The 13,774-nt window shown below is 67.6% G+C and carries 11 protein-coding genes and 1 tRNA gene; 6 read left to right on the top strand and 6 right to left on the bottom strand.

The features are described from left to right. Positions 1-25: 25 nt before the first annotated feature. Positions 26-107: transfer RNA gene (locus AB0M65_RS22180), tRNA-Tyr, on the bottom strand. Between the two features lie 119 nt (positions 108-226). On the opposite strand from AB0M65_RS22180, the gene AB0M65_RS22175 reads away from it, so the two are divergent. Next, the gene (locus AB0M65_RS22175; protein ID WP_364030409.1) at positions 227-718 is read left to right on the top strand and encodes a YajQ family cyclic di-GMP-binding protein; all 492 of its coding nucleotides are present in this window, start codon (positions 227-229) and stop codon (positions 716-718) included. 63 nt (positions 719-781) lie between these two features. Here the strand turns inward: AB0M65_RS22175 and AB0M65_RS22170 are convergent, their stop codons facing one another. Next, entirely contained in the window at positions 782-1,504 is a 723-nt protein-coding gene (locus tag AB0M65_RS22170; protein ID WP_364030406.1) for a hypothetical protein, read from the bottom strand. A 184-nt stretch (positions 1,505-1,688) separates the two neighbouring features. On the opposite strand from AB0M65_RS22170, the gene AB0M65_RS22165 reads away from it, so the two are divergent. Together AB0M65_RS22165 and rfbA are read left to right on the top strand one after the other, a co-directional pair. Next, a complete protein-coding gene (locus tag AB0M65_RS22165) occupies positions 1,689-2,837 on the top strand; it encodes a sialidase family protein (protein WP_364030403.1) in 1,149 nt (382 codons plus the stop codon). Positions 2,838-2,890: 53 nt separating this feature from the next. After that, positions 2,891-3,772, top strand: coding sequence for a glucose-1-phosphate thymidylyltransferase RfbA (gene rfbA / locus AB0M65_RS22160; protein ID WP_364030400.1), 882 nt, complete (start codon positions 2,891-2,893; stop codon positions 3,770-3,772). Here rfbA and AB0M65_RS22155 read toward each other — a convergent pair. The 4 genes from AB0M65_RS22155 to htpX form a co-directional block, all read right to left on the bottom strand. Next, positions 3,762-5,078, bottom strand: a complete 1,317-nt coding sequence (locus AB0M65_RS22155; RefSeq protein ID WP_364030397.1) for an NtaA/DmoA family FMN-dependent monooxygenase — start codon at positions 5,076-5,078, stop codon at positions 3,762-3,764. The genes rfbA and AB0M65_RS22155 overlap by 11 nt on opposite strands. 3 nt (positions 5,079-5,081) lie before the next feature. Then, positions 5,082-6,155, bottom strand: coding sequence for an LLM class flavin-dependent oxidoreductase (locus tag AB0M65_RS22150; RefSeq protein ID WP_364030394.1), 1,074 nt, complete (start codon positions 6,153-6,155; stop codon positions 5,082-5,084). Positions 6,156-6,420: 265 nt separating this feature from the next. After that, positions 6,421-7,908, bottom strand: coding sequence for an IS4 family transposase (locus tag AB0M65_RS22145; RefSeq protein WP_364030391.1), 1,488 nt, complete (start codon positions 7,906-7,908; stop codon positions 6,421-6,423). Between the two features lie 233 nt (positions 7,909-8,141). Beyond that, positions 8,142-9,008 (bottom strand): zinc metalloprotease HtpX, encoded by an 867-nt coding sequence (gene htpX, locus AB0M65_RS22140; RefSeq protein ID WP_364030388.1) that lies wholly within the window; start codon positions 9,006-9,008, stop codon positions 8,142-8,144. A 145-nt stretch (positions 9,009-9,153) separates the two neighbouring features. Here htpX and AB0M65_RS22135 point away from each other — a divergent pair, with 145 nt between their 5' ends. The 3 genes from AB0M65_RS22135 (at position 9,154) to AB0M65_RS22125 (ending at position 13,634) form a co-directional block, all read left to right on the top strand. Beyond that, on the top strand, positions 9,154-10,122 hold the full coding sequence (locus AB0M65_RS22135) for a YncE family protein (RefSeq protein WP_364030385.1): 969 nt from the start codon (positions 9,154-9,156) through the stop codon (positions 10,120-10,122). A gap of 108 nt (positions 10,123-10,230) precedes the next feature. Further along, entirely contained in the window at positions 10,231-11,418 is a 1,188-nt protein-coding gene (locus AB0M65_RS22130) for a BtrH N-terminal domain-containing protein (RefSeq protein ID WP_364030382.1), read from the top strand. A gap of 281 nt (positions 11,419-11,699) precedes the next feature. Then, a complete protein-coding gene (locus AB0M65_RS22125; protein WP_364030379.1) occupies positions 11,700-13,634 on the top strand; it encodes a S8 family serine peptidase in 1,935 nt (644 codons plus the stop codon). Positions 13,635-13,774 lie beyond the last annotated feature (140 nt).

Raw genomic sequence — 13,774 nt, 5'->3', positions numbered from 1 at the left:
TACTTGGTCACGAGGCCGCTCTGTGTGGCGAGTGAGGGATTCGAACCCCCGAAGGCGTAGCCGTCTGATTTACAGTCAGATCCCTTTGGCCGCTCGGGCAACTCGCCATGGCCGGGCAAGCCCGGTCGAGATGAAAGAATACCCAAGGCCGTGGCGGGCCCGTCAACCGGGTTACGCAGGGCTAGGGTGGAAGCTCCTGACAAGCGAGTACGAGGTGTGAGAACACGTGGCGGATCCCTCTTTCGACGTGGTGAGCAAGGTCGATCGCCAGGAGGTGGACAACGCCCTCAACCAGGCCAGCAAGGAACTCGGTACACGGTTCGACTTCCGGGGTACCGGGACCAAGATCGACTGGTCCGGCGAGGAGGCGATCGTGATCGAGTCGGAGACCGAAGAGCGGGCGCTGGCGGCGGTCGAGGTGTTCAAGGAGAAGCTGATCAAGCGCAACATCTCCCTGAAGGCCTTCGAGGCGGACGAGCCGGCGTTGTCCGGCAAGATCTACAAGATCGGCGGCAAAATTCTGCAGGGGATCGCGTCGGACAAGGCGAAGCAGATCGCCAAGTTCATTCGTGATGAAGGCCCCAAGGGCGTCCAGGCGCAGATCCAGGGCGACCAGCTGCGGGTGTCCGGCAAGAAGAAGGACCAGCTGCAGGACGTGATCTCCTTGCTCAAGGGCAAGGACTTCGAGATCGCGCTGCAGTTCACGAACTACCGCTGACGGCAGCACGCGAAAGGCCACCTTCGGAAGTCTCGAAGGTGGCCTTCGTCATACCCGGGCCACTCAGGACGCCGTGGCCGTCCAGGTTCCGTCGCCTTCCAGCGAAACGAACGCCGGACCGGGCACCGGCACGCTGCCCTTGTAGTCGCCGAGCTGGTTCACCGGCAGGTCCGAGAAGTCGTCGCTGTGCACCCACACCGCGGTGTTGCCGTTGCCCCTGGTGGTGACGGCGATCGACGAGACGTCCTTGGGCACGGAGACCACGGCGTCGCTCTTGCCCGAGAGGGTCTTTCCCGGTGCCAGCACGGGCAGGGCGCTTTCGTCGGTGATGGTCAGCGTCCAGGCGGCGTTGGCCTTGACCGTGAACGTCTTCGCCTGGTGGTCGGGCATGTCGTTGATCCACTGCGTGCCCTTGTAGGGGCCGGCGTCATTGACGATCAGCTCGTTCTCGGTGTTGACCGCGACATGACCGGAGCATTTGGGACAGTCGAAGGTCACGAAGCCGAGCCGCATGGGCCAGGACGTGACGACCGTCGAGTTCCCCTTGCCCGAGTGGGTCTCCGCCGGCCGCGGACCGGGTGCCGGGGTCGTGGTGGACGTCGGCGGTGGCGGCGTGGGGGCGCCGGGAGAGGAACGCAGGGGTGGCGGCGTGGAGGCGCCGGGCGAGGAACGCAGGCCGTCCGATGCCGCCCGGGGCACGACTCGGCCCGTGTTCTCCGGCGAGCAGGCCGCCAGGCCGGCGGTCAGCAGCACGGCGCTCAAGACCGCGCACAAACGCCTGGTCACTGATTTTCCCCCTAGTTATTCACTGATGGGATCTTCGCGGACCGATAGCCCAGCGTTACCGGTCCACCCGGCCGAGCGATTCAGACCACTCGGGCGTGGGTTTCTGCCGCAGCGCCTTCGCGGGAGTCCGAAATGGACAATTACCCGTGGTGTAATCCGGCGGTCGTGTACGAGGAAGGTCCCGATGAAGCGCCGTCTCAGCTCCTTACTCGCCCTGGTTCTGTCACTCACGGTGATCGCGTCGCTGCTCACCTCCGCGCAGGCCGCTGAGCGACAGCAGCTCGTACCCGGCTACGGCTCGTACGCGCGACTCATCCGTTTGGAGTATTCCCCGGTCGGACGCGGCCGCATCCTCGCGTCACTGACCAGCGAAGACGCCAGTGGCAAGTTCACGCCGATCATGGAGAGCACCGACGAGGGCGAGACCTTCCACCAGATCGGCGAGATCCGCGATCGCGACGGCCGCTACGGCATGTGCTGCGGAACGCTGTACGAACTGCCGCAACGCGTCGGCAGGCTGCGCGCGGGCACCTTGTTGTGGGCCGCGAGCTACCGCCAGGACGCCGGTCCGCAGCGGCGGATCGGCATCAAGATCTGGTACAGCCGTGACGATGGCCAAAGCTGGTCCTTCCTGTCCGAGGGCGCGCGATCGCACAACCACGACGGCATCTGGGAGCCAGAGTTCACCGTCGACGCGGGCGGCACGTTGTGGCTGCACTACGCCGACGAGACCGAGGCGCCGCTGTTCGCGCAGGTGATGAACCGGGTCGCGTCCACCGACGGTGTGCGTTGGGGCACCAAGCAGCGCACGATGGCCATCCCGCCCGATCGGGTGCGTCCTGGCATGCCGACCATCCGCCGTCTCCCCGACGGCCGGTACTACTTGGCGTACGAGATCTGCAACTACGGCAACCGCTACTGCGACCCGTACTTCAAGATCTCCGCCGACGGCGCCAACTGGGGCGACCCGCTCGATCCCGGCGACCGCGTCACCACCGCGAACGGCAACTACTTCCAGCACGCCCAGACGATCACGCTGTTCCCCGGCGGCCCGAACGGCGTGCGGCTGGTGATGGTCGGGCAGATCTACACCAACGCCGCCGGTGTCCCGCAGGCAAAGAACGGCCAGGTCCTGCTCGCCAACGACGACTTCGGCGCCGGGAACTGGTACGAACTGCCGGCGCCGGTGCGGATCACCGGCATCCACAACAACTTCTGCCCGAACTACAGTTCCACGCTGCTGCCGGTCGACGGCGGGAAGAACGTGTTGCAGATCTCCACCGAATACAACCTCGGCTGCAAGGCGTATTTCGCGAAGGGCCCGGCGTTCTGACCCACCCGGTAGTGTGAGTTGTTGACCGGAACGGCGACGAAGCGGGGGCTTGGATGAAGGGCATCGTGCTGGCGGGGGGCAGCGGGACGCGCCTGCATCCCATCACCCAGGCGATATCGAAACAGCTGCTTCCGGTCTACGACAAACCGATGGTCTACTACCCGATCTCGGTACTGATGTTCGCCGGGATCCGCGAGATCCTGATCATCTCCACCCCCACCGACCTGCCGAGCTTCCGCAAGCTCCTCGGCGACGGCAGCCAGTTCGGGCTCAGCTTCAGCTACGCCGAGCAGGCCGCCCCCAACGGGCTCGCCGAGGCGTTCATCATCGGCGCGGATTTCGTCGGTGACGACGACGTCGCGCTGGTGCTCGGCGACAACATCTTCTACGGCCAGGGTTTCTCCAGCAGGCTGCAGGCCGCGTCGAGCACGCTCGACGGCTGCGTGCTGTTCGGCTACCCGGTCAAGGATCCGCAGCGCTACGGCGTCGGCGAGATCGACGCCGACGGCAAACTGCTGTCCATCGAGGAGAAACCGGCGAAGCCCAAATCGAACAAGGCGATCACCGGCCTCTACTTCTATGACAACCAGGTCCTCGAAATCGCCCGCGACCTCAAACCCTCCCCGCGCGGCGAACTGGAGATCACCGACGTCAACCTCGCCTACCTGCGACAGGGCCGCGCGACCCTGGTCGACCTCGGCCGCGGGTTCGCCTGGCTCGACACCGGCACGCACGACTCGCTGCTGGAAGCGGGCCAGTTCGTGCAGGTCCTCGAGCACCGGACGGGTGTCCGGATCGCCTGTCTCGAAGAAGTCGCGTTGCGGATGGGCTTCATCGACGCCGACCAGTGCTTCGCGCTGGGCGCGAAGCTCGCGAAGTCCGGCTACGGCGAGTACCTGATGAACGTCGCCAAAACGCAAGGCGCTACCGGCTGAACAGGTGCTCCCTCAAGGTGTCACCGCTGTAGTCGGTCCGGAAGACGCCTAGTTCCCGCAAGTGCGGGACGACGTCGTCGACGAACGCGTCCAGCCCGGTCGGGGTCAGATGCGGCACCAGCACGAACCCGTCGGCCGCGTCGTTCTGCACGTATTCGTCGATCGATTCGGCGACTTGCCGGGCGGTGCCGACGAATTGCTGGCGCGCGGTCACTTCGATGACGAGTTCGCGGATCGAGAGCTTCTTCTCCTCCGCGATCGCCCGCCATTTCGCGGCCACGGCCAGCGGATCCTTCTCGTGCCGGACGCGGCCCCACGTCAGCGGTTCGGCGTCGGGATCCGGATCGACCTCGGGCAGCGGCCCGTCCGCGTCGTAGGCGGAGAGATCGCGGCTCCACACCTGTTCGAGGAACTGGATCGCGGTCTCCGGGCGCACCTGCTGGTAGCGGATCTCGCGTGCGTACTCGTGGGCGTCCTCCTCGGTGTCGCCGAGCACGAACGTCGCGGCGGGCATGATCAGCAACTCGCCGGGCTCGCGGCCGTGCGCGGGCAGGCGCCGCTTGACGTCGGCGAAGAACTCCTTGCCGCTTTCGAGTGATCCATGCCGGCTGAAGATGACGTCGGCGGTCTTCGCGGCGAACTCCCGGCCCTCGTCGGAATCCCCCGCTTGGATGACGATCGGCTGCCCCTGCGGCGTCCTCGGGACGGTGAACTCGCCGCGGATGTCGAACTGCGCTCCACTGTGGACGAATCGCTCGATGCCGCGGGCGAAGACGCCGTTCTCCTTGTCCCCCACCACCGCGTCCGGCGCCCAGCTGTTCCAGAGTTCCCGCACGGTGGCGAGAAATTCTTCGGCGCGACGGTAGCGGTCCTCGCGTTTGAGGAAGCCGCCCCGCCGGAAGTTCTGCCCGGTCCATCCGTCGGGTGAGGTGACCACGTTCCACGCGGCGCGGCCGCCGGAGGGGTGGTCGATGCTCGCGACCTGGCGTGCGACCTCGTACGGCTCGTTGAACGTCGACGACAGCGTCCCGGCAAGGCCGAGCCGGGTGGTGACCGCGGACAGTGCGGCCAGCACCGTGGTGGTGTTCGGGCGGCCGACGACGTCGGAGTCGAGGATCTTGCCCGCGTGTTCACGCAACCGGAGGCCCTCGGCGAGGAAGAGGAAGTCGAACTTGCCCCGTTCCGCCGTGCGCGCGAGGTGTTCGAAGGACGAAAAGTCGATTTGGCTACCCGAGCGCGGGTCGCTCCACACGGTGGTGTTGTTGACGCCGGGGAAATGTGCGGCGAGTTTGACCTGCTTGGGCATCTGTCACGCCTCCGCGTACTTGTTGGCGGCGACCCCGAGGCCGAGGTGGTCACGCAGGGTGGTGCCGGTGTAGGCGGGCCGGAAGACGCCCGCGGTCTGGAGCGCGGGGACGGTCTCGGCGGTGAAGAGCGCGAGGTCGTCCGGCAGGACGGCGGGCCGGAGGTGGAAGCCGTCGAGGCCGCCCGCGTCGGCGAGTCGGGGCAGTTCGGTGGCGAGGTCGGCGGGCGTGCCGGTGAAGGAGAGACCGCCGGACGGGAAGGGCGCGTAGGCCTCCAGTGCGCGACGGCGATCGATGGCCGCCTGCTCTGTCTCGGCGAGCACGATGGACAGACCGGCCAGGAGCTTGGCGCCGGGGAAGCGCTCGCGGGCGCCGCGGACCTCGTCGACCAGCACGACGTCGGCGCCGTGCGCGTACGGCGAGTCGCCGTGGACCGCGACGACGGGGCGGCCTTGCGGCGGGCGCGGCGTGATCGAGGGGCCCTTGACGCTGAAGAAGCGGCCCTCGAAGTCGACGTAGTGAAGCTTTTCGCGGTCGATGAACCGGCCGGACGGCTCGTCGCGGATGATCGCGCCATCCTCCCAGCTGTCCCAGAGGCGCGCGATGACGTCGACGACCTCGGCGTTCTCCGCTTCGGCGTCCACCTCGGACGGCAGGGTGCGCCTGCCGAAGTGCGTGACCTCGGCTTCGGTGCGAGACGGCACCGCGAGGACGCCGGCGCGGCCGCGGCTCGCGAAGTCGAGCGACGCGACGGCCGTCGAGATGTGGAACGGCTCGGTGTGCGTGGTGGTGACCATCGGGATCAGGCCGATCCCGCTGGTCACCGGGGCAATCGCGGCGAAGGTCAGCAGCGCGTCGAGCCGGCCGCGGACGACCTCCTCACCGCCGGGCTGAAGCCCGAGGGTGTCATCGAGGGTGACGAAGTCGAGCGAAGCCGCTTCGGCGAGCTTCGCGTGGGCTAGGTAGTGGGCGGCGGTGAACAACGCGGCGGGCCGGACCGCCGAAACCCGCCAAGCGGCCGGGTGCTGCCCGGCCCCGTCGAGCGCGACCCCGAGGTGCAACTGCTGTGCGGAACCCATGCCCGGGGAACTCCCCCGCCCCCTCGCCGATTCCCCCTCCCACGAGGTGAGACACGTGCGTTTAGCGGGCTAATCGCGCTCCGGGCACGACCGCAAGCGATCCGCGTTTAGCGGGCTAAACGCGCTCCGGGGCGCAGGGCACCTGACCTGCGTTTAGCGGGCTAAACGCAGTCCGGGCACGACCGCAAGCGACGTGCGTTTAGCCCCCTAAACGCGCTCCGGGGCGCAGAGCACCCGACGTGCCTTTAGCGGCAATGCCAGGAACTTAGGCGGCTCTGGGTTGGGCTGGGTTTGCTGGTGTGGTGGTTGTGTCTTGTTTGGTGGGGGTGGGTGTGGTGGTGATGTGGTAGCTGGCTTTGTTGCTGGTCAGTTGCCGGGTTTTTCTGTTGTGGGGGTAGCGGGGCAGGGTGTTTTTGAGTGCGCGGGGGAAGGTTCGGTGGTGGGTGTGTCGGGTGATGAGTTGTCGGCGTAGGTGCTGGCAGGTGTGTTCGAGGTGTCTGCGGGCTTGCTGGGGTGTGGTAGTGATCGTGTCGGTGGCGGTGTCGCGGGCGGCGGTGAAGGAGATCCTGGACGGGTCGAGATCGGTGGCGTGCGCGGCGTGGCTGATCAGTAACCGGATGGTTTGGTAGGTGGTGAGGGCGGCCCAGAGTTCCTGCAGGGCGCGGGTGGGGGTGCGGCTACGGAGTGGCTGTCCTTGCAGGAGCACGGTTTTGAGTTCACGGATGCCGGTCTCGGCGACCCATCGGCGGGCATAGAGGGCGACGAGCTGGTCGGCGGGAGCGGAGCCGGGGTCGAGCAGGCTGGTGACCAGCCGGTATCTCTCGGTCCGGGTGACGCCGTCGACGGTCACGGTGATCCAGGCTTCGATCACGCGGACGGTAATGCCTCGGATCGGGCGGGATTTCGGTGGGCGGTGTCCGCGTGTGCGGTTGCGGCGGACGGTGTTGCGCCAGGCGCGGGCGTCGGCCGGGTCGTGCAGGGTGGCCAGCCAGGATCCGTCGGGCAGCGGATGCCGTGGGCTGAGCAGGGGTTTGCCCAGTTTGGCCCGCCAGAGCAGGTGTGTTCCCCGGGCGCGGGCCGCGGTCCAGAGCGGGTAGCCCAGGAAGTTCCGGTCGGCCAGCAGCAGCATTCCCGGTCGCAGGGAGTTCACCAGCTGGCGGGCCAGGGTGACCTCGCCTTGACCCAGCCCGCCGATGACCGCGCCCAGCAGCTGACGGGTGCCGCAGGCCAGCAGCACCAGCAGCCGCGCTTTCGGCATCCCCGCCGGGCCGTTCTTGCCCCGGTGGCGACGGAAATGTTCCCTGTTCGCGGGCGTGTCGTCCACCGTGATCTCGGTGCCGTCCCAAGCGCAGACCCGCAACCCGAACGCGTGTGACCACGGCCGGACTAGTGCCGGGACCGGCCTGGTCATCGCGGTGAACAGCAGCTGGAACGGCACCACGCCGAGCCGGTCACGCAGCTTGGTCAACGCGGTGCTCGTCGGCAAGACCCAGCCCAGGCCTGCCAGCCGCCGCACTATTGCGGGCGGGATCATCGCCTGCGTCACGGCCGCAGCGGACCGGGCACGCAGCAGGCACAACGCGAGCACCAGATAGATCCCCAGCCGCGAGGGCAACGCCCGGAACCTCTGCTCGTCCCTGCCAGCGACCGCGAGAGCCTCATCGACCAGCGCGGGCGGGATAAAACACGACAGAACACCCAGCCCGACCCGGGACAGCAGCCGCCCCAACGGCGACGACCAACCCGTGGGCATGACAGCATGAACAGGCAACGAGGCTCCCGGCAACGACTGATGACTTCGACAATCACCAGTCCTAGCCGGAGCCTCGTTGCCCTTTCAGGCCACCACGCCGACCACCCTCAAACCGTGATCAACACCAGCCTTAAGTTCCTGGCATTGGCCTTTAGCGGGCTAATCGCGCTCCGGGCCGCGGGGCACCTGACTTGCGTTTAGCGGGCTAAACGCGCTCCGGGGGCGGGGCGGGGTCAGAAGGGGCGGCGGGCCATTTCTTCGAGGCGCCGGATGCGGTCTTCCATCGGCGGGTGGGTCGAGAAGAGCTTCGAGAGGCCTTCGCCTGGCTGGAACGGGTTCGCGATCATGAGGTGCGACTGCGACACCAGTTTCGGTTCCGGCACGAGCGGCGCCGCGCGTGTCCCCCGGTCGAGTTTCCGCAGCGCCGACGCGAGGCCGAGCGGGTCACCGGTGAGTTCCGCGCCCGACGCGTCGGCCTGATATTCCCGCGAGCGGCTCACCCCGAGCTTCACGATGGCGGCCGCGATCGGCCCGATCAGCACCAGCAGCAGTGCGACCAGCGGGCTGTCGCCATCCTCGCGGTCGCCGCCGCCGAAGACGCTGGTGAACATCGCGATGTTGGCGATCACGCTGATCACGCTCGCCAGCGCGCCCGCGACACAGGAGACAAGGATGTCGCGGTTGTAGACATGGGACAGCTCGTGCCCGAGGACGGCCCGCAGTTCGCGCTCGTCGAGGAGGTCGAGAATCCCGGTGGTGCAGCACACCGCCGCGTGCCGGGGGCTGCGGCCGGTGGCGAAGGCGTTCGGGGCCTGCGTGGGGCTGACGTAGAGCCGCGGCATCGGCTGGCGCGCGGTGGTCGCCAGTTCGCGCACGAGCCGGTACATCACCGGCTGCTCGGCCTCGGAAACCGCGCGGGCACGCATGGCCCGCAGCGCGAGCTTGCCGGAGTTGAAATAGGCGTACGCGTTGACGCCGAGCGCCACCACCAGGCCGATGACCAGCGCGCCCCGGCCGAAGAAACCGCTGATCCCGACGATGATCGCGGACAGCACGCCGAGCAGGACGACGGTCTTCAGCCCGTTCTGGTGTTTGTGCACGGCGTCCTGCTCCTTTCTTTCTCCGGATCTCGGGCAAAGGGAGGGTTACTTACCGGAAACAACGCGATCGGGGGACGCGAAGTTCCTTCGCCCGAACGAACCGAGGGTTATCGTCGAGCCCCGGAACGATCATCGGGAGGCGCCTGTGCGAGGACCCGAATTGAGCCGCCGAGCCCTGCTCACGCTGGCCGCGGCCGGGGCCTCCGCGGTCGCCTTCGCGCCGGCGGCCAGAGCCGAGAAAGTCCTCCTGATCGAGGTCGGCGGCGCCCCGGAGGCGGTCGCGGTGAACTCCGTCACCGGCTTCGCCTACCTCACCGATCCCGAAACCGGCAGTATCATCGTGATCGATTCGCGGACCGCGACCGTCGGCGCGGTGATCCCGGTCGGCGGCGAACCGGCGGACGTCGCCGTGGACACCGTCACCAACCGCGTCTTCGTCACCAACCCGCCCGCCGGAACCGTGCTGGTCATCGATGGGCTGACCAACGACGTCGTCAGTGTGCTGCCCGCCGGTCCGGGGGCGTCGAGTATCGACGTCGACGAACAGGCGAACCGGCTCTACGCGGTCAGCGCCGAGACCGGGATGCTCGCCGTGATCGACGGCGTCGGTTGCCGCCTGCTGAAACTGGTCCCCGGTCCCACTCCGGGCCTGTCGTCGATCTCGGTGGACAGCGGCCGGGAACTCGCCTACTGCACCAGCACGTCCACGGACTCCCTGGAGGTCTTCGACATCGGGGCGGAGAAGTTCACCGACGGCGTCCAGGTCGGCAAGTCCCCGACCGGGGTCGCGGTGCACCGCGCGTCCGGGACCGTGTTCGTCGCGAATTCGGCGATCCATCATCTGTCCGTTGTGGACTCCGCCGCGCGCAAGGAGACGGCGACGGTCTTGCTGCGCTCCGAGTCTTCGGCGGTCGCGATCCACCAGGGCTCGAACACCGTGTACACCAATGGAGGACCCAACGGTGTCGCCCGGATCGACGGTTTGACGAACGCACTCACCGGCGCCCTGTCACTCGGCGTGAACCCCGGCGCGGTCGCGCTCGACCAGCGATCCAAAACGGTGTTCGTGACGGATCCCTTGCACGGCAGGGTTTCCTTGATCAAGGATTTTTGAGTTCTCACGATGAAGTCATCGATAAGTTCGCCGACGACGTCCCGGCGGTAGTAAAGCTTTGACGACGCTCGCTCCCCCGCCCGCACTGGGAGCGGGCATGATGGCGGGGTGAGCGAGTACGAACCGCGCGGCGGACTGCAACCGGACATCTCGGCGGTGGCCGCCGTACTGGCGCACCACGGCGTCGAAGGGCCGGACGGGAAGGCACCCAGCGAGGCGCTGGTTTTCGCGGTGTCCGGCGGTATCGGCGCCGGCTACATCCTGTGGGACTTCGCGCACGAGACGATGTCGACGATCGTTCTCGGGTTCCGCGCGCGTTGGCAATACCCGTGGGAATGGCTTAAGTCCACAGTGGACCGTCTCGGGCTCGTCGCCGACATCCACACCACCGGCGGCAAACGCGCTGCGGCGAAACGGCTTACCGCCGAACTCGAAGCGGGGCGGCCGGCGATCGTCCTTCCCGACCGCGAGTCGCTCGGCTACTGGCACCTGCCGCCGGAGATGTCCGGCGGTGGCGGGCATTTCGTCGTCGCGTACGGCGAAGAGGACGGCCGGGTGCTCGTCGACGACCGGAACCTCGCGCCACTGACCGTCGATCGGAAGACGTTCGACGCCGCGCGTGCCAGGGTCGGCTCGTACAAGAACCTGCTCGCGACGATCGAGCCCGGCGAAGTCGCCGACTGGCAAGGCGCCGTGCGTGGCGGGCTGGCTGACTGCGCGCGGAATCTTTCCGCGTCGTCAAAGTCGTTTTCCCTGCCCGCCTGGGGCCGCTGGGCCACGGCGATGACCGACGAACGCGATCCCAAGGGCTGGCCGCGAGCGTTCGGGGAGCGGCGGGGGCTCGTCGGGGCACTGCTGAACGTCTGGGAAAGCGTCACCCCGGCAGGAATGGAGGGCGGGCATCTGCGTGGGTTGTTCGCCGACGCGCTCACCGAGTCCTCCGTGCTGCTCGACCTGCCGTCGCTGGGTGAACAGGCGTCGACCTGGCGTGGGATCAGCGAGCGCTGGGCGGAACTCGCCGAGGTCGCCGTCCCGGCGTCGAACGCGGAGTTCGCCTGGGTGCGCGGGCTGGTCAGCGCGGTGTCCGCCGGTGTCCGCGAGGGTGACGCGGGTCAGGCCGCGGCCGCGGCGGCCGGTGAGGAGAGGTGGAAACTACGCGCGCACTACAACGACGAAATGCCGTTCACCGACGTCGAGGTCGGCGACCTCTTCGGCACCATGAGCACGCTGATCCGGGACATTCACACCGCCGAGACCGCCGCGATCCGCGATCTTTCCGAAGCCCTGATGGAGTGAACCCGGCGCGGTGCCCGTTGCGCCGTGGCCCGAACACCGGCTGATCGTTGAAGATCCACTTCGTGCACGCACATCCGCTGGGGACGACGCGATTCAGCGGAACGATCGACGAAATCCTCGCCGCGCGCTGAGCAAGACCTCCGGCGAAAATCTTTTTAACCGTTGATGCTCCATTTCCCGCATAGCCGGAAAACGACTGGGCCGTTCAGCGGCTGATCATCGGGCTTTTCGGCCGGTACCTTCGAAAGACCTCTCCCCTGCAGAGTCCCCGGAGGTATTTCATGCCACGGCCGAAGTCTGTCCGCGTTCTCGCGCCCTTGGTCGGCGCACTGCTGCTCACCAGCGGGGTGGCCGTCGCCGCCCCTTCCGGCGAAGACCCTCAATTCATCCGCCTGGCCAGCAGGACCTTCGATCCGCGCACCCAGCGGGCCGCCGCTGTCCATGACTGGCGGGGCGCGTACCTGCTCCAGGTCCGGAGCGCGCTGACCGACGCGCAACGCGGGCAATTGCGTGGCCTTGGCGTGCGAATCGGGACCTACATTCCCGATTTCGCGTACGTGGTCCGGCTGCGACCGGAAACCCGGAATTCGGTCGAGAAATTGAATTTCGTCCGCTGGGTCGGCGAATACCGGCCGGAGGACAAGGTCGAGAGCTCGGCATTCTCGGTGAGCGGAACAGGCAAGTATCTGGTGACGCTCGCCGAACCTGACGCGCGAGACCAGCGCGCGGTGGCCGAACGGATCCTTTCACTCGGCGGCGGCATCGACGCGATCTCACAGAGCGGGCAGCACGTCGTCGCCACCCTCGGCGCCGAACAGGTCGCCACCGTGGCCCAGGGTGCCGAAGTGCTGGCCGTCGGCGCGGTGACCGCACCCGAAACCGACATGGCCAACGCACGGGAAAGCGGCGGGGCGAACTACATCGAGAGTGCCGGCGGCTATCGCGGCCAAGGCGTGCGCGGCGAGGTGATGGACGGCGGGCTGCGGGCCACCCACCAGGAGTTCAAGGCGCGGCCGACGGTGCTGCACGGTGCGAACTCAACCGACACGAGCCACGGCACGTCGACGTACGGGCAGATCTTCGCCTCAGGAGTGAGCGCTCCGCAGCGCGGCCTGCTGCCCGAGGGCCAGGGCATCTTCGCGACCTACAGCAAACCCGACCGGTACGCCCACACCAAGGAACTGGTCGACCCGGCCGGCAAGTACCGCGCGGTGTTCCAGAGCAATAGCTGGGGCGGCGGGCTGACGACGGCGTACAACTCGGTTTCAGCCGAGCTCGACAAGATCGTCTTTGATCATGACCTGCTGATCTGCCAGTCGCAGAGCAACGCCGGGACGCAGCAGTCGCGGCCGCAGGCGTGGTCGAAGAACGTGCTTTCGGTCGGCGGGCAGTACCACTACAACACGCTGAGCCGCACCGACGACAAGTGGAGCGGCGGCGCCAGCATCGGCCCGGCCGCCGACGGGCGGATCAAACCGGAACTGTCGAACTACTACGACCGGATCGACACGACGTCCTCCTCCAGCGACACCTCGTACACGACGTCGTTCGGCGGCACGAGTGGCGCGACCCCGATCACCTGCGGAAACGCCGGCCTGCTGTTCCAGATGTGGGCCGACGGCGTCTTCGACGGCGCCCCCGGCAAGGGCCGCGACGTCTTCACGAGCCGCCCGCACGCCGCGACCGCGAAGGCACTGCTGATCAACGGGGCCGACCAGTTCGCGTTCACCGGCACCGCGCACGACATGACCCGGACGCACCAGGGCTGGGGCACCGCGAACGTGCGGTACCTGCACGAACAGGCCAAGGCGAACGGGTGGAAACTGCCGGTGCTGGTCAACGAGACGGACCTGCTGAGCACCGGGCAGACGAAGAAGTACACGGTCGCGGTGAACGGGTCGAAGCAGTTCAAGGCGACCCTGGCCTACACCGACCCGGCCGGTTCGCCGAGCGCGTCGGTGACGCGGGTCAACGACCTGACGCTGAAGGTCACCGCACCGAACGGGACCGTGTACTACGGCAACAACGGCCTGAAGGCGGGCAACTTCTCGACCGCGGGTGGGACGCCGAACACCATCGACACGGTGGAGAACGTGATCCTCGAGAAGCCGGCCGCCGGTACTTGGACGGTGGAGGTCGTCGCCACTCAGGTCAATGCCGACGGGCACCCGGAGACGTCGGCCACCGACGCGGACTACGCGCTGGTGGTTTCTTGATGGTGCGGTGACGCTGGGTGGACGCTTTGCGCGTGCGCTCTCGCGGCCTGGCGGTTTGCGCGTGAAGGCCCCCTTCCCACGGCTGAGCCGGGGGAAGGGGGCCTTCACGCGCTGGGATGGGTCCTGGCTTGGCAGGGAGG

Origin of the sequence: Amycolatopsis sp. NPDC051071 (genome assembly GCF_040682875.1) — a bacterium.
Taxonomy (GTDB): Bacteria; Actinomycetota; Actinomycetes; order Mycobacteriales; family Pseudonocardiaceae; genus Amycolatopsis.
This window is presented reverse-complemented; position numbering and strand designations above follow the sequence as displayed.

Bases quoted from the DNA above. Each gene is read 5' to 3' on its own strand.
- rfbA (WP_364030400.1), top strand. From the start codon at position 2,891: ATGAAGGGCATCGTGCTGGCGGGGGGCAGCGGGACGCGCCTGCATCCC.
- AB0M65_RS22165 (WP_364030403.1), top strand. From the start codon at position 1,689: ATGAAGCGCCGTCTCAGCTCCTTACTCGCCCTGGTTCTGTCACTCACG.
- AB0M65_RS22145 (WP_364030391.1), bottom strand. From the start codon at position 7,908: ATGCCCACGGGTTGGTCGTCGCCGTTGGGGCGGCTGCTGTCCCGGGTC.
- AB0M65_RS22125 (WP_364030379.1), top strand. From the start codon at position 11,700: ATGCCACGGCCGAAGTCTGTCCGCGTTCTCGCGCCCTTGGTCGGCGCA.
- AB0M65_RS22155 (WP_364030397.1), bottom strand. From the start codon at position 5,078: ATGCCCAAGCAGGTCAAACTCGCCGCACATTTCCCCGGCGTCAACAAC.
- AB0M65_RS22150 (WP_364030394.1), bottom strand. From the start codon at position 6,155: ATGGGTTCCGCACAGCAGTTGCACCTCGGGGTCGCGCTCGACGGGGCC.